Origin of the sequence: Microbacterium sp. No. 7 (genome assembly GCF_001314225.1) — a bacterium.
Classification (GTDB): Bacteria; Actinomycetota; Actinomycetes; order Actinomycetales; family Microbacteriaceae; genus Microbacterium.
The window spans coordinates 2069859-2088945 of the sequence record NZ_CP012697.1 but is presented as its reverse complement, the minus strand read 5'-3'; the positions used below and the strand labels follow the sequence as shown (position 1 = coordinate 2088945).

Sequence of the window (19087 nt, the reverse complement as noted above, 5' to 3'; positions counted from 1 at the left end):
TCGTCTATCCTCCCACGAGCGCCCGGCGCATCTCCGCCAGCACGTCGTCCTCGTCGGGCAGCGGGGCGTGCACGTCGCCCGTCGAGAACACGCGGATCTGCAGCACGGCCTGGTGCAGCAGCATCCCCGCCCCGCTCACCGCGCGCAGCCCGGCCCGCTCCCACGCGCTCGACAGCACGGTGGGCCAGTGGCCGTACACGACGTCCATGAGCAGGCCCCCGGCGTGCTCGCCGCCCGCGAGGGCGTCGGCGACCGCGGGATCGAGCGGCGCGTCGCCCGGGAGCGTCGCGATCGTCACGTCGCGCGGGCCGAACGGGCCGGCCGCCAGCGGCGCGGCGTGCACGACGACGTTCAGCCGCTCGCCGAGCGCGACGAGCGGCACGACCGCCTCGGGGCGGCGCGCCGCGACCTCCACGTCGCGCGCGCCCATCTCGGCGAGGGCGACGAGCGCCGACGTCGCCGTCGCGCCGGCGCCGACGATGCGCGCCCGCTCCGCCTCGGTGACGCCCTCCTCCGCGAGAGCCCGCACGATGCCGCCGACGTCGGTGTTGAACCCCCGCCGCTCCGGCCCGGTCAGCAGCAGCGTGTTCACGGCGCCCGTGAGCTCCGCGCGGTCGTCGCGGGTCGCGGCGGCGGCGTGCGCGACGCCCTTCAGCGGCATCGTGAGCGACAGGCCGCGGTACGAGGCGTCGAGGGATGCCAGCTCGCGCGGGAACGACGCCTCGTCGACGCGCCGGCGCCCGTAGCACCAGCCGCGTCCGAGCCGGCGGTACGCGGCGGCGTGCAGGGCGGGCGAGAGGCTGTGGGAGATCGGATCGCCCCACACCTCCAGCCGGTCGGGCCCCATCAGCACCCCGAGCCGGGGTTCGCCTCGCACCACTGGTCCCACTGCTCGACGTACACGAGGTGCTCGTCGTAGGTCTCGGTGAAGATCGTCTCGCCGGTGTCGAGGTCGACGGTCACGAAGAACAGCCAGGGCCCGTCGGCGGGGTGCATCGCCGCGTCGATCGCCAGATCTCCCGGGTTCGAGATGGGCCCGACCGGCAGGCCCGTGTGCACGTAGGTGTTCCACGGGTTGTCGTCGGTGAGGGCCGCCTCCGACGAGCTCGCGCTGCCCGAGTGCATCTCGTCGTATCCGTACTGCGCCGTCGAGTCCATCTGCAGCAGGCCGTGCGTCTGGTCGTTGCCCGGGTCGAGGCGGTTCTGGATGACGCGCGACACCTTGAAGAAGTCGGCCTCGAAGCGCGCCTCGCGCTGGATGATGGAGGCGATCGTGAGGATCTCCTGGCGGCGCTCGAGCGGCACCCCCGCGGCGTCGAGCGACTGCTCCGCCCGCTCTACCATCGTCTGGATGACCTCGGTCGCGGTCACGCCCGGGTCGAACGTGTACGTCGCCGGGAAGAGCCAGCCCTCGAGCGAGGATGCCGAGACCGCGTACACGCTCGGATCGGCGATCGCCGCCTCGAGGTCTGCGATCGGGATGTCCAGGCTCTCGGAGAGGATCTGCACCGTCTGCACGACGGTGAGGCCCTCGCGCAGCTGCGCGACCGAGTCGCGTCTGCTCGTCGGATCGCTCAGCATCGTCAGCGCGGCCTCGGAGGTCATCGTGCGCTGCAGCGCGTAGACGCCCGGCTGGAACGTCGGGTTCTTGCCGGCGCGGATCAGGTAGTTGTAGAAGGCGTTCGGCGTCTTGGTGACGCCGGCCTCGTGCAGGGTCTCGGAGATCGTCGACCCGTCGTCGCCGCTGACGATGGTGACGAGCACCTCGCCGCTCGCGAGACCCTCCTCGTAGTCCTCCGGCTCCCCCCATCCCATGAAGGCGCGGATCGGAGCCTCGTAGGCGTTCCACAGCGCCGCGCCGCCCCACACCAGGCCGCCGAGCAGCGCGAGCACGACGACGAACATGCCCCACGCCGCGATGCGGCTCTTGCGCCGATCTCGGTCGTGCCGGCTCTGCCGGCCGGGTGCGGAGGACGACTGCTCGGCGAAGAGCGACTCGATCGTGGGGGGCGATGAGGCATCGGCACGATGACGGCGACGCTGTCCGCGATGGTCAGCGAGCCGGTCGTCCGGCGAGAGATCGGGCATCAGGCGGGCTCCTGGGGGATATGCACGAGGGCACCGGCGGGGGTTCCCGTGCCCTTCTCGACGTCGATGGCCTGCTGCAGCAGCACGACCGCGGCGACTTGATCGACAATCCTACGAGACGAGCGCTGGGTACGGCCCGACTGACGCAGCGCCGTGTGCGCCGTCACCGTGCTGAGCCGCTCGTCGACGAGCCGCACGGGAAGCCCCGTGGCCTCCGCGATGCCGTGCGCGAAGGCCCGGGCGTCCTCGGTCGACGACGTGTCGTTGCCGCGCAGCGACACCGGCAGCCCGACGAGGATCTCGAACGCGCCGTGCTCCTCGGCGAGCTGCGTCACGCGGGCGAGCGCCCGGTCGTCGCGCGGAACGGTCTCGACGGGCACCGCGAGCATCCCGTCGGGGTCGCAGCGGGCCACCCCGACGCGTGCGGTGCCGACGTCGATGCCGAGCCGGACGCCCCGCCGAAAGCTCACGCCGCCGCCGTCTCCACGGCCGACACGAGCGACCCGAGGGCCGCGGGCAGCGCCGCGACGTCGGTTCCGCCGCCCTGGGCGAGATCGTCGCGACCGCCGCCGCCGCCGCCGAGCACGCCCGCCGCGGCCTTGGCGAGCGCACCGGCCCGCACGCCCGCGGAACGCGCGGCCTCGTTGGTCGCGACGATGACGACGGGACGTCCGCCGACCTCGGCGCCCAGCGCCACGACGGCCGCGTCGCCGCCCAGGCGCTCGCGCACCTGCAGGGCGAGCGCGCGCACGTCGTCGGCCGACGCGGCGGTGCCGAGGGACTCGGCCACGACGAGGCTCGAGCCCGCGCGCTGCGCGGACTGCACGAGCGACGGGAGCTTCTCCCCCAGCGCCTTCGCCTCGAACTGCGCGATCTTCTTCTCGGCGGCCTTGAGGCTCGCCTGCAGCTCGGCGATGCGCGCGGGGATCTGGTCGCGCGGCGCCTTGAGGTTCGTGGTCAGCTGCGAGACGATCGCGCGCTCGGCCGCCAGCTCGCGGAACGCGTCGAGGCCCACGAGCGCCTCGACGCGCCGGTTCGATGCGCCGACGGACGACTCGCCGACGAGCGAGATGAGACCGATCTCGGCGCTCGTCGCCACGTGCGTGCCCGCGCACAGCTCACGCGACCACGGGCCGCCGATGTCGACCATGCGCACGGTGTCGCCGTACTTCTCGCCGAACAGTGCCATGGCGCCGAGCTCCTTGGCGTCGGCCAGCGGCATCACGCGCGTCGTGACCTGCAGGTTGTCGTGCACGGCGTTGTTCGCGATCTCCTCAATCTCGCTCTTCGTCGCGTCCGACAGCGCCTGGCTCCACGAGAAGTCGAAGCGCAGGTAGCCGGCGCGGTTGAGCGAGCCCGCCTGCGTCGCCGTCTTGCCGAGCGTGTCGCGCAGGGCCGCGTGCACGAGGTGCGTGGCGGAGTGCGCCTGCTGCGCGGCGCGGCGGTTCGCGGCGTCGACGACGCTCGTCGCCGGCTGCCCGACGCCGACCTCGCCCGCCGTGACCTCGACGGTGTGGCTCACCAGGCCCGCGACGGGACGCTGCACGTCGATGACCTCGAGCTCGAAGCCGGGGCCCACGATGACGCCCTTGTCGGCGACCTGGCCGCCCGACTCGGCGTACAACGACGTCTCCGCGAGCACGATCTCGGCGATCTGGCCCTGCGTCGCGCGCGGGGCCGGCCGTCCGTCGACGAGGATGCCGAGGACGCTCGACTCGGTCTCCAGGTCGGTGTATCCCGTGAAGACGGTCTCTCCGCGCCCCCGCAGCTCGCTGTACACGCTGAGGTCGGCGAGGGCGCGCTTGCGCGACTTGGCGTCGGCCTTCGCGCGGTCGCGCTGCTCCTTCATGAGCAGGTCGAACGCCTCGCGGTCGACGCTCAGGCCCGCCTCCTCGGCGACCTCGAGCGTGAGGTCGATCGGGAAGCCGTACGTGTCGTGCAGCAGGAACGCCTCGGCGCCCGCGAGCGCGCCGCCGCCGGCCGCCTTGGTCTCCGTCACGGCCAGGTCGAGGATCGTCGAGCCGGCCGCGAGCGTGCGCAGGAAGGTCTCCTCCTCCGCGAACGCGTACTGCGAGATGCGCGCCCAGTCGGTCTCGACCTCGGGGTAGGCGCTCTTCATCGCGTCGCGCGACGCCGTGAACAGCTCGGGGAAGGTGGGGCCGTCGACGCCCAGGAGGCGCATGGCGCGCACCGAGCGACGCATGAGGCGGCGCAGGATGTAGCCGCGGCCCTCGTTCGACGGCGTCACGCCGTCGGAGAGCAGCATGAGCGAGGAGCGCACGTGATCGGCGATGACGCGGAAGCGCACGTCGTCGGCGTGCTCGGCGCCGTAGCGGCGGCCCGACAGCTCGCTCGCCCGATCGAGCACGGGGCGCACCTGGTCGATCTCGTACATGTTCTCGACGCCCTGCTTGATGAAGGCGACGCGCTCCAGGCCCATGCCGGTGTCGATGTTCTGCTTCGGCAGCGGGCCGAGGATGTCGAACTCCGTCTTGGAGCGCACGTTCGCGATCTGCTCCTGCATGAACACGAGGTTCCAGATCTCGGTGAACCGGCTGTCGTCGACGGCGGGACCGCCGTCACGGCCGTAGGCGGGACCGCGGTCGAAGTAGATCTCCGAGCAGGGACCGGCGGGACCGGGCTGGCCCGTGTGCCAGTAGTTGTCCTCGAGGCCCATGCGCTGGATGCGGTCGGCGGGCAGCCCGGCGACCTTCTGCCACAGGGCCGCGGCCTCGTCGTCGGTCTCGTAGACGGTGACCCACAGGTCCTTCTCGTCGAAGCCGAAGCCGCCGTCGGCCTCGGAGGCGGTCAGCAGCTCCCATGCATAGCCGATCGCCCCCTCCTTGAAGTAGTCGCCGAACGACCAGTTGCCGAGCATCTGGAAGAACGTGCCGTGGCGCGCGGTCTTGCCGACCTCTTCGATGTCGTTGGTGCGGATGCACTTCTGGTTGTCGGCCGCGCGCGGGTAGGGCGGCGGGACCGTGCCGTTGAGATACGGGATGAACGGCACCATTCCGGCGATCGTGAACAGCACCGAGGGGTCGGGGCTGACGAGCGACGCCGACGGGACGATGACGTGGTCGTTCTTCTCGAAATAGGAGAGGAAGCGCTGGGCGATCTCAGCGGTCTGCATGTGGGGTCCTCGGGCATGGCTCATCCCCGGCCCGGAGGGCGCGGGGCGAGCGGGGGGTCAGTCTTTGTCGGTGACGGCGTCGGCCGCGTCGGTCAGCGCCTCGCGGGCGGCGTCGACGACATCGGATGCCGTGTCCTTCGCCTTCTCGGCGAGCTCTGCGATCTGGGCCTCCTGGTCGCGGTAGGCCTCACCGATGCGGTCGGTGAACTCGGAGATGCGCGCGTCGACCTCGGCGAGAAGCTCGTGCCCGCGCGGGTCCTTGTTGACGAAGTGCGCCACGACGAAGCCGCCGGCGATCCCCAGCACGAACCAGAGCACGTTCTTCATGGGTTCCATGTTAGGCGCAAACGCCGAAGGGCGCCGGGGAGTCCCGGCGCCCTTCGGTGTGGGGACGCGAGCGTCAGCGCGCCGCGTAGTACTCGACGACGAGCTGGACGTCACAGACGACCGGGACCTCGGCACGCTTGGGGCGACGCACGAGACGGGCCTGCAGCTTGTCGAGCTCGACCTCGAGGTAGCCCGGAACGGGGGGCAGGACCTCGGCGTGACCGCCGACGGCGGCGACCTGGAACGGCTCGAGCGACTCGCTCTTCCCCTTGACGTGGATGAGCTGGCCCGGCTTCACGCGGAACGACGGGCGGTCGACGAGCTGACCGTCGACGAGGATGTGGCGGTGCACGACGAGCTGGCGCGCCTGCGCCGTCGTCCGGGCGAATCCGGCGCGCAGCACGAGCGCGTCGAGACGCATCTCCAGCTGCTCGACCAGGTTCTCACCGGTCAGGCCGTCCTTGCGGCGGGCCTCCTCGAACTGGATGCGCAGCTGCTTCTCGCGGATGCCGTACTGCTCGCGCAGACGCTGCTTCTCGCGCAGGCGGACGGCGTAGTCGCTGTCGGCCTTGCGCTTGGTGCGGCCGTGCTCGCCGGGGGCGTAGGGACGCTTCTCCAGGTAGCGGGCGGCCTTCGGGGTCAGCGCGACGCCGAGCGCGCGCGACAGGCGGACCTTGCGGCGGTCCTGAGACTTCGTGACCACGAAGCTCTCCTTCCGATGACGCGGCCGTGTCTTTCACGGCTCGCGGACGTATCTCCCGCTTCTCGCCCTCGTCGGACTGCACGCCGGAGCACGCCGAGAGGTCGTGATCAGAGAAGGGGGATGCCCGAGAACACGGTCTCGAGCCGGTCCATCTTATCAGGTGCCGAAGCCGCGACCCGCGCGGCCACACGTGCGACGAGCCGGTCAGTCGGGGAAGATCTGCCCGATCGGCTCGCGCTTCTCGGCCTGGAAGCGGTCCTCCGTGCGCCCGCGCGCCCAGTAGCCCGAGAGCGACACCTGCGCGCGCTCCAGCCCGCGCTCGTCGAAGAGCAGCCGGCGCAGGGCCTTCATCGACTCGCGCTCGCCGTGCGCGAAGACGTTCGCACGTCCCTCGCGCCAGGCGAGCCCGCGCACCGAGGCCGCGAGCGTGCCCGCGTCGTGGCCCGTGTCGAGGATCCAGCGCACCGCCACGCCCGCGGGCGCCGCCAGCTCGATCACGGCGTCGTCGGCGTCGATCTCGATGAGCACATCGCCGACGGCGTCGGCCGGCAGGGCCTCGAGACCGGCGGCGATCGCCGGCACCGCCGAGAGGTCGCCCGCGAACAGGTACCAGTCGGCGGCGGCATCGGGAGCGTAGCCTCCGCCGGGCCCGAAGAGCGAGATCGTCGCGCCGGGCCGCACGCTCGCCGCCCACGGTCCGGCCAGGCCCTCGTCGCCGTGCACGACGAAGTCGATGTCCAGCGTCTGCGCCGCCGCGTCGACGCGGCGCACGGTGTAGGTGCGCGTCACGGGCAGCGACTCGGGCGCGGGCGTCGTGAAGCGCAGCTTGACGTACTTGTCGGTCTCGGGCCGGTCCTCGAACTGCGCGAAGCCCGGTCCGCCGAGGGTCACGCGCACGAGGTGCGGGGTGAGGAACGTCGACGACACGACGACGAGGTCGATCGTGGGACGCGGGGGGCGTGCTGCGGTGCGCGAGGAGAGGGCCATCTCCCCCACGCTACCGGCCGGAGCCGGACGGGGGCCCGTCGTCGCCGAGGATCTTGCGGATCTTGTCGAGGCGCGGCCCGATCTCGCGTTCGACGCCGCGCGCGGTGGGCTCGTAGTAGCGCCGGCCCCGCAGCTCGTCGGGGAGGTACTGCTGGCGCGCGACGCCGACCTCCAGATCGTGCGGATAGACGTACCCCTTGCCGTGCCCCAGCCGCTTCGCGCCGGGATAGTGCGCGTCGCGCAGATGCACGGGCACGCGACCGAACCCGCCCGCGCGCACGTCGGCGATCGCCTGCTCGAGAGCCATGCACGCCGCGTTCGACTTCGCCGTCGTCGCGAGGTAGGCGGTCGCCTCGGCGAGCGGGATCCGCCCCTCGGGCATGCCGATGAACGCGACGGCGTCGGCCGCGGCGACGGCGATCTGCAGGGCCTGCGGATCGGCGAGCCCGATGTCCTCGGCCGCCGAGATCACGAGCCGGCGCGCGATGAACCGCGGGTCCTCCCCCGCCTCGATCATCCGCGCGAGGTAGTGCATCGCGGCATCCACGTCTGAGCCGCGGATCGACTTGATGAACGCGCTGATCACGTCGTAGTGCTCGTCGCCCTGCCGGTCGTATCGCAGCAGGGCGCGGTCGACGGCCTGCGCGACGTGCTCGGCCGTGACGACCGGCGTCTCGCCACCATCGTCCCCGCTCTCACCGTCGTCCCCGCTCTCGTCGTCGTCTCCGTCGGCGGCCTCGACCATGGACGCCGCGGCCTCGAGCGAGGTCAGGGCGCGGCGCGCATCCCCCGACGCGAGGCTGATCAGGGCCGTCCGCGCCTCCGCGGACACCTCGACGGCCCCGGCCAGCCCGCGCGCGTCGGCCACGGCACGATCGATCAGCACGCCGAGGTCCGCGTCGGTGAGGGGCTGCAGCGTCAGCAGCAGCGAACGCGACAGCAGCGGCGAGATCACCGAGAACGACGGGTTCTCGGTCGTGGCGGCGATGAGGATGACCCAGCCGTTCTCGACGCCCGGCAGCAGCGCGTCCTGCTGCGCCTTCGTGAACCGGTGGATCTCGTCGAGGAACAGGATCGTCGACGCGCCGTACAGGTCGCGCTGCGTCATCGCGTCGTGCATGACCTCGCGCACGTCCTTGACCCCGGCGGTCACGGCCGACAGCTCCACGAAGCGCCGCCCCGACGTGCGGGCGATCGCCTGCGCGAGGGTCGTCTTGCCCGTTCCCGGCGGCCCCCACAGGATCACCGAGACGGCGCTGCCCGACGAGGTGGCCGGGTCGGCCAGCGCCACGAGCGGCGACCCCGGGCGCAAGAGATGCGACTGCCCGGCGACCTCGTCGAGCGACGTGGGGCGCATGCGCACGGCCAGGGGCGTCTGGCCGTGGAAGAGGGCAGCAGGGGTCACGCATCCAGGCTAATCGCGGGCACCGACACGGCGTCGCGGCATCCCCGCGCCGATGTCGCACGATCGTCCGCCGGGCGATGGCGCCCAGTACTCTGGAGGCGGCCCGGGAAACCGGGAGAGAGGCAGTCTCTGTGGCAACGGGCAACGACAAGAAGGCGGCGCGCGCCGCACGCGACCGCGCGCGGGTCTACGAGGCGCGACAGCGGTTCCATGACGGGGTGATCTCGCGGCGGCGGCGCGACAACCTCATCGCGGGCGTCGGCGGCGGCCTGCTGCTGATCGCGATCGTCGCCGGCCAGACCGCGTACTTCACGGTCGGCGCCGGTGCCCCGTCCCCGTCGCCGTCGCCGAGCGTGTCGCCCACGCCCGACGCGCCCTCTCCGAGCGTGAGCGCTCCCCCGCCGAGCACCCCCGATCCCGCCCCGAGCACCCCCTCCGCGACCCCTTCGGCGACGGCGCCGGGTGCCGCCCGGTAGGCTGAAGCTCGTTCGAACCACCAGGCGGATCCCGCCGCGATGAGGTATCCCGTGACTGACGACGCCATCTCCCCCGAGTCCGCTTCCAGCGAGACCCCCGCAGGCGACTCCACCGCCGAGTCCGAGGCCGCGCCCGCGACCGAGAACGAGGCGGTCGCGACCGCCGACTCCGCCGACCCCGGCCCCTGGGGCCGCGTCGATCCCGACGGCACGGTCTCGGTGCGCGAGGGCGACCAGTGGCGCGTCGTCGGCCAGTACCCCGACGGAACGCCGGAGGAGGCGCTCGCCTACTTCGAGCGGAAGTACGCCGACCTCGCCGGCGAGGTCACGCTGCTCGAGGTGCGCTACCGCCGCGGCGGCCGCTCGGCGTCGGATCTCCGCTCGACCGTCAAGACCGTGCGCGGGCGCATCACCGACGCCGCCGCGGTCGGCGACCTGGCCGCGCTGCACGCGCGCCTCGACGCGCTGGAGTCCGACCTCTCCGAGGCCTCCGTCGAGGAGCAGCAGGCCCAGCGCGAGGCCCTCGCCGCCGCCGTGGCCGAGCGCACCGGCATCGTGGAGCAGATGGAGGCGATCGCCGCGCGCGATCCCCAGCGCATCCAGTGGAAGCAGACCTCCGCCGATGTGACCGCGCTGTTCGAGCAGTGGCAGCGGCACCAGGCCTTCGGGCCGCGGCTGCCCAAGTCGACGGCGCAGCAGCTGTGGAAGCGCTTCCGCGACGCGCGCTCGGTCGTCGACAAGCACCGCCGCGAGTTCTACGCGAGCCTCGATGCCGCGCACAAGAACGCCCAGGCGGCCAAGACGCGCCTCATCGAGCGCGCCGAGGCGCTCGCCAGCCGCGGCGAGGACGGCATCCCCGCGTATCGCGCTCTGCTCGACGAGTGGAAGTCGGCCGGGCGGGCGGGCCGCAAGGCCGACGACGCCCTGTGGGTGCGGTTCAAGGCCGCCGGCGACGTGCTCTACGGCGCGCGCACCGACCGCGAGACGGCGGAGAACGAGGCCTCCAAGGAGAAGATCGACGCCAAGCGCGCGCTGCTCGACGAGGCGGCGGCGATCGGCACGGAGAAGGACGTCGCGCGGGCGCGCGCGCTGCTCACGAGCATCCAGCGCCGCTGGGACGATCTCGGCCGCATCTATCCGCGTGAGACGGAGCGCTCCCTCGACGACCAGCTGCGCAAGGTCGAGCAGGCCGTCAAGAGCCGCGAGGACGCCGAGTGGAAGGCCAGCAACCCCGAGACCAAGGCGCGTCAGAACGACATGACCCAGCAACTGCGTGACGCGATCGCCAAGCTCGAGGCCGAGCTGGTGGCCGCGCAGCAGACCGGCGACCGCGGCAAGATCGCGCGGGCGCAGGAGGCCCTCGACGCGCGCAAGGCGTGGCTCACCGCGCTCGGCGGCAACGCGTAGTCGTCGCACGCGGGCGAGACCCGGGGCGAGGGCACTCCTCGTCCCCATCGCGCGCGATCGCGATGTTGTCCACAGATGGACGGCTCCTGGCCGTGCGGACCGCCGCCACTGCGCGATCATGCCGGTATGGGCTCGCTCTACCTCTACCGTCCCGGTGACCGGTTCTCGCCGGCCGAGCTGACGGCCGCGCGCATCGACGGCGACCTCACGGAGATCGGCGAGGCCTTCATGCCCACCGACGCCGTCGAGACGGCCGATCTGCGCGGGCGCTCGCTGCGCGGCGTCGTGCCGTCGCAGCTCGCGGCGACGCGCGCGACCGCGGCGTGGGTGCACGGCGCCCTCGCCGACCTCCCGGTGCGGCTGACGCTGCAGCGGGCGTCGGACACCCGCGTGCACCGCATCGTCGATGCGCGGATCGACTACTCCGACCAGCGCCTTCCGCTCGCGCACATGTGCGAGGTCGGCGGCATGCTGGTGAGCACGCCCGAGCGCACGCTCGCCGATCTGGTGCGCGACCGCTGCGCCGGCATGTCCGACGCGGAGGCGACGATCGCCGCGATGATCGCCTGGCGGCCCGGCCTCGTCGACCGCACGGCCCGATGGCTCGCCGCCGCCCCGCCCGTGCACCACAAGCGCGCGGCGCTGGCGCACCTGCGCCGCCGCGCTCAGGAGGTCGCGGCCCTCACGAGGTCGTGACGCGGTAGACGTCGTACACGGCGTCGATGCGCCGCACGGCGTTGAGCACGCGGTCGAGGTGCACGGTGTCGCCCATCTCGAAGACGAAGCGGCTCAGCGCGAGCCTGTCGTCGGTCGTCTGCACCGTGGCCGACAGGATGTTCACGTGGTGCTCGCTGAGCACGCGCGTGACGTCGCTGAGCAGGCCCGAGCGGTCGAGCGCCTCGACCTGGATCTGCACCAGGAAGACGCTCTTCGACGTCGGCGCCCACGTCACGTCGATGAGACGCTCGGGGTTGGCGCGCAGCGCGGCGACGTTCGTGCAGTCGGAGCGGTGCACCGAGACGCCGCTGCCCCGGGTGACGAAGCCGAGGATCTCGTCGCCGGGAACGGGCGTGCAGCACTTCGCGAGCTTGACCAGGATGTCGGGCGCGCCTCGCACGAGCACGCCGGAGTCTCCCCCGCGCGGCGCCTTCGAGCGACCCACGCGCGGCAGGTCGATCGGGCCCGTCGCGGTGTCCTCCTGCGCGGCGACGATCGCGGCGACCTTCTCGATCACCGACTGCGTCGAGACGTGCCCTTCACCGACCGCGGCGTACAGGGCCGTGACGTCCTCGTAGCGCAGCTGGCGGGCGACCTCGGCGATCGACTCCTGCTGCATGAGCCGCTGCAGCGGCAGGTTCTGACGTCGCATCGCGCGTGCGATGGCATCCTTGCCCTGCTCGATCGCCTCGTCGCGCCGCTCTTTCGTGAACCAGCCGCGGATCTTGCTGCGCGCACGCGTGCTCCTGACGAAGCCCAGCCAGTCCTGGCTCGGGCCCGCGTCGGGGTTCTTCGAGGTGAACACCTCGACGACGTCGCCCGAGTGCAGCTCGGACTCCAGCGGCACGAGCCGGCCGTTGACCTTCGCGCCCATCGTGCGGTGACCGACCTCGGTGTGCACGGCGTAGGCGAAGTCGACGGGCGTCGCGCCCGCGGGCAGCCCGATCACGCGGCCCTTGGGCGTGAAGACGTAGACCTCCTTGGCGCCGATCTCGAAGCGCAGCGAGTCGAGGAACTCGCCCGGGTCCGCCGTCTCGGCCTGCCAGTCGGAGATGTGCGCGAGCCAGGCCATGTCCGCGTCGACCGAGGACGTGCTGCCCTTGCCGCCGTTGGCCTGCTCCTTGTATTTCCAGTGCGCCGCGACGCCGTACTCGGCCTGGTGGTGCATCTCGTGCGTGCGGATCTGGATCTCGACGGTGCGTCCGCCGGGACCGATCACGGTCGTGTGCAGCGACTGGTAGAGGTTGAACTTCGGCGTCGCGATGTAGTCCTTGAACCGGCCCGGCAGCGGCGTCCAGCGCGCGTGGATCGCCCCGAGCACCGCGTAGCAGTCCCGCACGGTGCCGACGATCACGCGGATGCCGATGAGGTCGTAGATGTCGTCGAACTCGCGACCGCGCACGACCATCTTCTGGTACACCGAGTACAGCTGCTTCGGGCGGCCCATGACGCGGCCGCGGATGCGCAGCTCGCGCAGATCGTCCTCGACGGCGTCGATCACCGTGTGCACGTACTGCTCGCGCTGCGGTGTGCGCTGCTTGACGAGGCTGTCGATCTCGGCGTAGAGCTTGGGGTGCAGCACGGCGAACGAGAGGTCCTCGAGCTCGTTCTTGATCGCCTGGATGCCGAGCCTGTTGGCCAGCGGGGCGTAGATCTCCAGCGTCTCGGTGGCCTTCTTCGCGGCCTTCTCGGGCGGCACGAACCCCCAGGTGCGCGCGTTGTGCAGGCGGTCGGAGAGCTTGATGAGCAGAACGCGGATGTCCTTCGACATCGCGACGATCATCTTGCGCACGGTCTCGGCCTGCGTCGCGTCGCCGTAGGTGACCTTGTCGAGCTTGGTGACGCCGTCGACGAGCATCGCCACCTCGTCGCCGAAGTCGTGCGTCAGCTGCTCGAGGCTGTAATCGGTGTCCTCGACCGTGTCGTGCAGCAGCGCCGCCGCGACGGCCCGCGGGCCGAGGCCCAGATCCGCGAGGATCTCGGCGACGGCGAGCGGGTGCGTGATGTAGGGCTCGCCGCTCTGGCGCTTCTGCGACGCGTGCGCGGCGGCGGCGACCGAATAGGCCTGCTCGATGATCGCGAGATCGCCCTTGGGGTGATGCGTGCGCACGGTGCGGATCAGCTGGTCGACGCCGTCGCGCGAGGCCGCGCGCGAGAAGATCCGCGGCACCAGGCGGCGCAGGCTCGGCGACTGCGGCGAGCCGGAGGCGGGCGGGGTCACCGTATCGGCCATGCCCTCACCTCCACACTGTGCAACGCCCTCATCCTATGCCCGCCGGAGGGGTCGCTCAGACGTCGCCCGCCTCCTTGGCCCGGGCCGCGAGGATGCGGGCGTCGTGCGCGCGGATCTCCGGCTCGCCCTCGCGCATGAGGGAGAACAGCGGGGCGGCGACGAAGAGGGTCGAGTACGCCGCGACGATCGTGCCGACGAAGATCGACAGCGAGATGTCGGTGAGCGTCTGCGCGCCGAGCCAGAGCGCGCCGATGAACAGGATCGCGCCGGTCGGGATGGCCGCGACGACCGTCGTGTTGATCGAGCGGACGAGCGTCTGGTTGACGCCGAGGTTGACCGACTCGCCGAACAGCCGCGACGTCCCCTCCTCGCTCGTCGTCTCCCGGATCTTGTCGAACACGACCGTGGTGTCGTACAGCGAGTAGGAGAGGATCGTGAGGAAGCCGATCACGGCGGCGGGCGAGATCTCGAACCCGCAGAGCGCGTAGATGCCGACCGTGATGATCAGCACGTCGAGCAGGCCGATGATCGCGGCGACCGACATCTTCCAGGTGCGGAAGTAGATCGCGAGCACGATGAAGGTCAGCGCGAGGAAGATCGCGAGGCCCCACAGCGACTGCCGCGTGACGTCCTGCCCCCAGGCCGGGCCGATGAACGACGAGCTGACCTCGTCGGTCGAGACGCCGTACGCCTCGGCCAGCGCGGCCGTGACGGCGCGCGTCTCGGCATCCGTCATCTGGTTCGTCTGCACGCGGATCGCGTCCTCGCCGACGGTCGTGACGTGCGCCGTCGCGTCGGAGACGACCGACCGGACGGCGTCGCTCGCGAGCAGCTGGTCCGTCGACTGCACGTTGTTGACGGTGAACTGCGATCCGCCGGTGAACTCGATCGAGAACTGCGGCGGCTTGACGACGAGCACGAGCGCGGAGCCGATCACGAGCAGCGCGGCGATGATGAACCACAGCCGCCGCCGGGCGACGAACGGGAACGAGGTCTTGCCGGTGTAGAGGTCGTTGCCGACCTGCGTCATGGTGCGCATCAGCGATCCTCTCCCTTGCCCGCGCCGATCCCGGCCTCGAGCTCGGCCTGCTTCCGTTCCGCGATCGTCTGCCGCTTGACGGCCTCGCCGCGCGAGCGCGACGCGCGCCGTTCGGCGGCGGTCCCGCCGCCGGCGGTGACGGGGGCGCGGAACTGGGCGCGCCCGCGATAGACGGCGCCGAGCGCGGTGGGATCCATGCCCGACAGCGGATGCCCGGATCCGAAGAAGCGCGAGCGCGCCGCGAGCTGCATCACGGGGTGCGTGAACAGGATGAAGATGAGGATGTCGATGAACGTCGTCAGGCCCAGCGTGAAGGCGAAGCCCTTCACCGTCGCGTCGGCGAGGATGTACAGCACGACCGCGGCGAGGATGTTGATCGACTTCGAGATGTAGATCGTGCGCTTCGCGCGCGCCCATCCGTCCTCGACCGCGCTCGTGATCGACTTGCCGTCGCGCAGCTCGTCGCGGATGCGCTCGAAGTACACGATGAACGAGTCGGCCGTGAACCCGATCGTGACGATCAGGCCCGCGACGCCGGCGAGCGAGAGCCGGAATCCCATGCGCCACGCCAGGATGCACAGCGTGAGATACGTGAGCACGCCCATCACGGCGAGCGAGGCGATGATGACGAAGCCGAGCGCGCGATAGACGATGAGCGAGTACAGCGCGACGAGCGCGAGGCCGATGAGGCCCGCCACGAGGCCGATCTGCAGCTGCTGCGAGCCGAGCGTCGCGGAGATCGAGCTGGAGCTCTGCACCTCGAAGCTGATCGGCAGCGCGCCGTACTTCAGCTGGTCGGCGAGCGTCTTCGACGACTCCTGGTCGAAGTTGCCGGTGATCTGCGGACGGCCGTCGAGGATGACGGAGTTCATCCGCGGGGCCGTGAGCACGGAGCCGTCGAGCACGAACGCGAACTGGTTGCGGGGGCTCTCCAGGCCGAACACGCGCTGGCTGACGGCGCCGAAGGCCTCCGTGCCGGACTCGTCGAAGCGGATGTTGACCGACCACTGCCCGTTCTGCGGGTTGACGCCGTTCGTCGCGTCGGCGATCGACGACCCGTCGAGCTCGACGGGCCCGAGGATGTACTTCGCCCCGCCCTCCCGGTCGCACGTGATGAGCGGCTGATCGACGGGAGCGCTCGCGGGGTCGTTGGCCGGATCCGCGCAGTCGTGCGCGAGGAACTGCGCGTACAGCGCGTCGGTGATCCACGCGGGATCGGATCCGTCCGTCGGCTCCGCCGTGGGGGTGGCGTTGAGCGTGGGGTCGGGGGACGGATACGGCGTCTCGACCCCGTCCTCGCCCACGAACGACGTGGCCGGCGCACCCGTGAAGATCACCGCGCGCAGCTGGAGCTGCGCCGCCGCCTCGATGCGGTTGCGCGTGTCCTCGTCGGCCTGGCCCGGGATCTGCACGACGATCTGGTTGCCCGCCTGCGTCGTGATGTGCGGCTCGCTCACGCCGGAGGCGTCGACGCGCTGGCGGATGATCGAGGCGGCCTGGTCGAGCTGCTCCGCCGAGGGGTTGGCGCCGTCGGGCGTCTGCGCCTCGAGGACGATCTGCGTGCCGCCCTGCAGGTCGAGCGCGAGCTCGGGGACCCAGGAGCTGCGCTCGAAGACGTGCACGCCGAGGGCGTTGATGCCGAAGAGCACGGCGATGATCGCCAGCAGCGCTGTCAGCGCGCGCCAGGCATGGCGAACGGGTGTTGGTGTGGCCACGGTGCGGGCAGCTTTCCGGGAAAGTGAGGGGGGATCAGGCCTTGGGCTTGTCGTCGCCGTCGGGCGTCACGTCGTCCGGCGTGGCGTCGTCGATGAGGTCGTCGCCGGGGACGTCGGTGCCCTCGGGCTCGACGACGCGGAGGATGCCCTGGCTGTGCACCTTGATCTGCACGCCGGGGGCGAGCTCCACGACCGCGGGACGCGAGAGGTCCTCGCCGTCGAACTCGACGAGGGTTCCGTACAGCCCGCCCTGCAGCAGCACCTCGACGCCGGGCAGCATCTGCCGCGCCTTCGCCTCCTGCTCCTCCTTCATGCGCTTCGTGCGGCGCCGCGAGCTCCAGAACATGAAGACGATCAACGCGACGAGCACGAGGGGGAAGAGGAGGTCCATCGCGCCGAATCCGGGCTGCTGCTCGGTGGCTGGCGTCGTAGCGAAGATCATAGAGTCGGGTCACCTTTCACGGTGGGCACGGCGCAGCGGCGCGGGAAGAGGAAGGACGGCGAAAGCCTCCAGCGATTATAGGTCATCGAGTCTCAGGGCCTGCTCGGCATGCGGAACACGGAGATGCGCGTAGGCCTCCGGCGTCGCGATGCGGCCGCGGGGCGTGCGTCCCATCAGTCCGATGCGCACGAGGTAGGGCTCCACGACCGACTCGATCGTCTCGCCCTCCTCCCCGACCGTCACGGCCAGCGTGCTGAGACCCACGGGGCCGCCGCGGAACCGGCGCACGAGCGCGTCGAGCACGGCGCGGTCGAGACGGTCGAGCCCGATCTCGTCGACGTCGTAGAGGTCGAGCGCCGCCGACACCGATCCCGTCGGGACCGCGCCGCCCCGCGGGCTGCCGTGCACGACGGAGTAGTCGCGCACGCGGCGCAGCAGCCTGTTGGCGATGCGCGGCGTGCCGCGCGACCGGCGCGCGATCTCGGCGCGCGACTCGGGTCGCAGGTCGACGCCGATCACGAGCGCGGAGCGCTCGATGACCTGCTCGAGCTCCGCCGGCTCGTAGTACTCCAGGTGCGCCGTGAAGCCGAAGCGGTCGCGCAGCGGGTTCGGCAGCAGGCCCGCGCGCGTCGTCGCGCCCACGAGCGTGAACGGAGCCAGGTCGAGCGGGATGCTCGTCGCGCCGGCGCCCTTGCCCACCATGATGTCGATGCGGAAGTCCTCCATCGCGAGGTAGAGCATCTCCTCGGCCGACCGCGCCATGCGATGGATCTCGTCGATGAACAGCACCTCGCCGGGCACGAGGCTCGACAGGAGGGCGGCGAGGTCGCCCGCGTGCTGGATCGCCGGGCCGCTCGACAGACGGAGGGGGCGCTCGCTCTCGTGCGCGACGATCATCGCGAGCGTCGTCTTGCCGAGGCCCGGAGGGCCCGACAGCAGGATGTGGTCGGGCGGACGCTGCTGGATGCGGGCCGCGTCGAGCAGCAGCTGCAGCTGTCCGCGCACCTTGTGCTGCCCGACGAACTCGCCGAGCGAGCCGGGACGCAGCGCGCCCTCGACGGCGAGCTCGGTCTCGTCCTCGGCGAGGCCGGGATCGCGCGGATCAGGCACCGGTCTTCTCCGCACGTGCGGGGCCGAGCTGCGCGAGGGCGAGCTTCAGCAGGGCGGGCACGCTGTCGGGCGCGTCGGAGGCGCCCGTGACATCCGTGACGACCTCGTCGGCGACCCGCTGGTTCCAGCCGAGCGACACGAGCGCCGACACCACCTGGGCGGCGACGCCCGCGGCGGGGGCGGATGCCGGGCCCGCCGGCCGCGCGCGCGCCAGGTCGATCTTGCCCGCGAGCTGCACGACGATGAGCTTCGCGGTCTTCGGGCCGATGCCGGAGACCCGGCGGAACGGGGCGTCGTCCTCGGCGGCGACGGCGTCGGCGATCTGGTCGACCGTGAGCGACGACAGCACCCCCATCGCCGATTTGGGGCCGACGCCCGAGACGCCGAGCAGCTGGGTGAAGACCGTGAGCTCCTCGCGGTCCGGGAACCCGAAGAGCGAGAACGCGTCGTCGCGCACGATGAGGCTCGTGTGCAGCGTGATCTCGTCGCCGACGTGCGACGCGCGCGCGAGCTGCGGCGAGACCGCGACCGAGAAGCCGACTCCCCCGACGTCGACGACCAGCAGGTCGGCGTCGATGAGGAGCACGACGCCGCGCAGAGAGGAGATCATGTCGATAGCCTAGGATTCGATTCGGATGTTTGTTCGACCGACACGCCGCGGCGGGCGGCGGATCAGCGGCGGGAGAGACGTTCGGCATCCATCCACGCGCGTTGCGCGGGCGTCAGCGTCCCCGCGGAGGGCGCGGCGGGACCCGGGGCGCCCCCCCGCCACGCATGGCAGAGGGCCAGGGCGAGCGCGTCGGCGGCGTCCGCAGGCTGCGGAGGCGTGTCGAGGCGGAGCACGCGGGCGATCATCGCCTGCACCTGACGCTTGTCGGCCGAGCCGTAGCCCGTGACCGCGGCCTTCACCTCGGAGGGGGTGTGCGTGGCGGCGGGCAGCCCGTTCTCGGCGGCGACCAGCAGCGCGATGCCGCTGGCCTGCGCGGTGCCCATGACCGTGTGGCGGTTCTGCTGCGAGAAGACGCGCTCGACCGCGACGACGTGTGGCCGGTGCTCGGCCACGGTCGCGCGCAGTCCCTCCGCGATGAGCGCGAGACGCCGCTCGATCGCCAGCTCCGGCGGGGTGCGCAGCACGCCGACGTGCACGAGGCGCGCCGTGCGGTCGGGCCGCACGTCGACGATCCCGACGCCGCAGCGGGTGAGGCCGGGGTCGACTCCGAGAACGCGAAGAGCGGATGCCACTCCCCCACGCTACGCGGCTCGACGGCGTCCAGGGCGCATTGCGCCGCGAGTCCGCCGACGTCG

The 19087-nt window shown here is 71.7% G+C and carries 18 protein-coding genes; 3 read left to right on the top strand and 15 right to left on the bottom strand.

Going from position 1 to position 19087, the window contains the following annotated elements:
• Positions 1–4 precede the first annotated feature (4 nt).
• The 8 genes from AOA12_RS09530 to AOA12_RS09495 all read right to left on the bottom strand — a co-directional run bounded on the left by AOA12_RS09530 (position 5) and on the right by AOA12_RS09495 (position 8595).
• Positions 5–847, bottom strand: coding sequence for a shikimate dehydrogenase (locus tag AOA12_RS09530; RefSeq protein ID WP_054686930.1), 843 nt, complete (start codon positions 845–847; stop codon positions 5–7).
• Positions 847–2088, bottom strand: coding sequence for an endolytic transglycosylase MltG (gene mltG / locus AOA12_RS09525; RefSeq protein WP_054682355.1), 1242 nt, complete (start codon positions 2086–2088; stop codon positions 847–849). The genes AOA12_RS09530 and mltG overlap by 1 nt, the downstream gene beginning before the upstream one ends.
• Complete coding sequence (gene ruvX, locus AOA12_RS09520; protein ID WP_054682354.1) at positions 2088–2558, bottom strand: Holliday junction resolvase RuvX; 471 nt, start codon at positions 2556–2558, stop codon at positions 2088–2090. Before ruvX ends, mltG begins: the two co-directional genes overlap by 1 nt.
• Positions 2555–5221, bottom strand: a complete 2667-nt coding sequence (alaS, locus tag AOA12_RS09515) for an alanine--tRNA ligase (RefSeq protein WP_054682353.1) — start codon at positions 5219–5221, stop codon at positions 2555–2557. The genes ruvX and alaS overlap by 4 nt, the downstream gene beginning before the upstream one ends.
• 57 nt (positions 5222–5278) lie before the next feature.
• Positions 5279–5548, bottom strand: coding sequence for a YtxH domain-containing protein (locus AOA12_RS09510; RefSeq protein ID WP_054682352.1), 270 nt, complete (start codon positions 5546–5548; stop codon positions 5279–5281).
• 73 nt (positions 5549–5621) lie between these two features.
• Positions 5622–6251, bottom strand: coding sequence for a 30S ribosomal protein S4 (gene rpsD / locus AOA12_RS09505; protein WP_054682351.1), 630 nt, complete (start codon positions 6249–6251; stop codon positions 5622–5624).
• 204 nt (positions 6252–6455) lie between these two features.
• Positions 6456–7238 carry a siderophore-interacting protein gene (locus AOA12_RS09500; RefSeq protein WP_054682350.1) on the bottom strand — a complete coding sequence of 261 codons (783 nt, stop codon included), beginning with the start codon at positions 7236–7238 and terminating at the stop codon, positions 6456–6458.
• A 10-nt stretch (positions 7239–7248) separates the two neighbouring features.
• Positions 7249–8595 (bottom strand): replication-associated recombination protein A, encoded by a 1347-nt coding sequence (locus AOA12_RS09495; RefSeq protein WP_054686928.1) that lies wholly within the window; start codon positions 8593–8595, stop codon positions 7249–7251.
• A gap of 179 nt (positions 8596–8774) precedes the next feature.
• Between AOA12_RS09495 and AOA12_RS09490 the strand changes: the two genes are divergently transcribed.
• From AOA12_RS09490 to AOA12_RS09480, 3 genes are all read left to right on the top strand, one after another.
• Positions 8775–9119 (top strand): hypothetical protein, encoded by a 345-nt coding sequence (locus tag AOA12_RS09490; RefSeq protein WP_054682349.1) that lies wholly within the window; start codon positions 8775–8777, stop codon positions 9117–9119.
• Positions 9120–9170: 51 nt separating this feature from the next.
• Positions 9171–10526, top strand: a complete 1356-nt coding sequence (locus AOA12_RS09485; protein WP_335337374.1) for a DUF349 domain-containing protein — start codon at positions 9171–9173, stop codon at positions 10524–10526.
• Positions 10527–10652: 126 nt separating this feature from the next.
• On the top strand, positions 10653–11222 hold the full coding sequence (locus AOA12_RS09480; RefSeq protein ID WP_054682346.1) for a hypothetical protein: 570 nt from the start codon (positions 10653–10655) through the stop codon (positions 11220–11222).
• On the opposite strand, the gene AOA12_RS09475 is transcribed toward AOA12_RS09480, so the two are convergent.
• The 7 genes from AOA12_RS09475 to ruvC form a co-directional block, all read right to left on the bottom strand.
• Positions 11209–13476, bottom strand: coding sequence for a RelA/SpoT family protein (locus AOA12_RS09475; protein WP_054682344.1), 2268 nt, complete (start codon positions 13474–13476; stop codon positions 11209–11211). The two genes, AOA12_RS09480 and AOA12_RS09475, sit on opposite strands and share 14 nt — an antisense overlap.
• 55 nt (positions 13477–13531) lie before the next feature.
• On the bottom strand, positions 13532–14515 hold the full coding sequence (gene secF / locus AOA12_RS09470) for a protein translocase subunit SecF (protein ID WP_054682342.1): 984 nt from the start codon (positions 14513–14515) through the stop codon (positions 13532–13534).
• On the bottom strand, positions 14515–16230 hold the full coding sequence (secD, locus tag AOA12_RS09465) for a protein translocase subunit SecD (protein WP_054682340.1): 1716 nt from the start codon (positions 16228–16230) through the stop codon (positions 14515–14517). The genes secF and secD overlap by 1 nt, the downstream gene beginning before the upstream one ends.
• A 34-nt stretch (positions 16231–16264) precedes the next feature.
• Positions 16265–16672 carry a preprotein translocase subunit YajC gene (locus AOA12_RS09460; RefSeq protein ID WP_054682338.1) on the bottom strand — a complete coding sequence of 136 codons (408 nt, stop codon included), beginning with the start codon at positions 16670–16672 and terminating at the stop codon, positions 16265–16267.
• A 75-nt stretch (positions 16673–16747) separates the two neighbouring features.
• Entirely contained in the window at positions 16748–17782 is a 1035-nt protein-coding gene (ruvB, locus tag AOA12_RS09455) for a Holliday junction branch migration DNA helicase RuvB (RefSeq protein WP_054682336.1), read from the bottom strand.
• The gene (gene ruvA, locus AOA12_RS09450; protein ID WP_054682334.1) at positions 17775–18392 is read right to left on the bottom strand and encodes a Holliday junction branch migration protein RuvA; all 618 of its coding nucleotides are present in this window, start codon (positions 18390–18392) and stop codon (positions 17775–17777) included. The genes ruvB and ruvA overlap by 8 nt, the downstream gene beginning before the upstream one ends.
• A 62-nt stretch (positions 18393–18454) precedes the next feature.
• Positions 18455–19024, bottom strand: coding sequence for a crossover junction endodeoxyribonuclease RuvC (ruvC, locus tag AOA12_RS09445; RefSeq protein WP_054682332.1), 570 nt, complete (start codon positions 19022–19024; stop codon positions 18455–18457).
• Between the last annotated feature and the right edge of the window lie 63 nt (positions 19025–19087).

Excerpts from the sequence above, each read along its gene's own strand:
- AOA12_RS09530 (WP_054686930.1), bottom strand. The coding sequence starts at position 847 with ATGGGGCCCGACCGGCTGGAGGTGTGGGGCGATCCGATCTCCCACAGC.
- mltG (WP_054682355.1), bottom strand. The coding sequence starts at position 2,088 with ATGCCCGATCTCTCGCCGGACGACCGGCTCGCTGACCATCGCGGACAG.
- alaS (WP_054682353.1), bottom strand. The coding sequence starts at position 5,221 with ATGCAGACCGCTGAGATCGCCCAGCGCTTCCTCTCCTATTTCGAGAAG.
- AOA12_RS09510 (WP_054682352.1), bottom strand. The coding sequence starts at position 5,548 with ATGAAGAACGTGCTCTGGTTCGTGCTGGGGATCGCCGGCGGCTTCGTC.
- AOA12_RS09500 (WP_054682350.1), bottom strand. The coding sequence starts at position 7,238 with ATGGCCCTCTCCTCGCGCACCGCAGCACGCCCCCCGCGTCCCACGATC.
- AOA12_RS09495 (WP_054686928.1), bottom strand. The coding sequence starts at position 8,595 with ATGCGCCCCACGTCGCTCGACGAGGTCGCCGGGCAGTCGCATCTCTTG.
- AOA12_RS09480 (WP_054682346.1), top strand. The coding sequence starts at position 10,653 with ATGGGCTCGCTCTACCTCTACCGTCCCGGTGACCGGTTCTCGCCGGCC.
- AOA12_RS09475 (WP_054682344.1), bottom strand. The coding sequence starts at position 13,476 with ATGGCCGATACGGTGACCCCGCCCGCCTCCGGCTCGCCGCAGTCGCCG.
- secF (WP_054682342.1), bottom strand. The coding sequence starts at position 14,515 with ATGCGCACCATGACGCAGGTCGGCAACGACCTCTACACCGGCAAGACC.
- AOA12_RS09460 (WP_054682338.1), bottom strand. The coding sequence starts at position 16,672 with ATGATCTTCGCTACGACGCCAGCCACCGAGCAGCAGCCCGGATTCGGC.
- ruvA (WP_054682334.1), bottom strand. The coding sequence starts at position 18,392 with ATGATCTCCTCTCTGCGCGGCGTCGTGCTCCTCATCGACGCCGACCTG.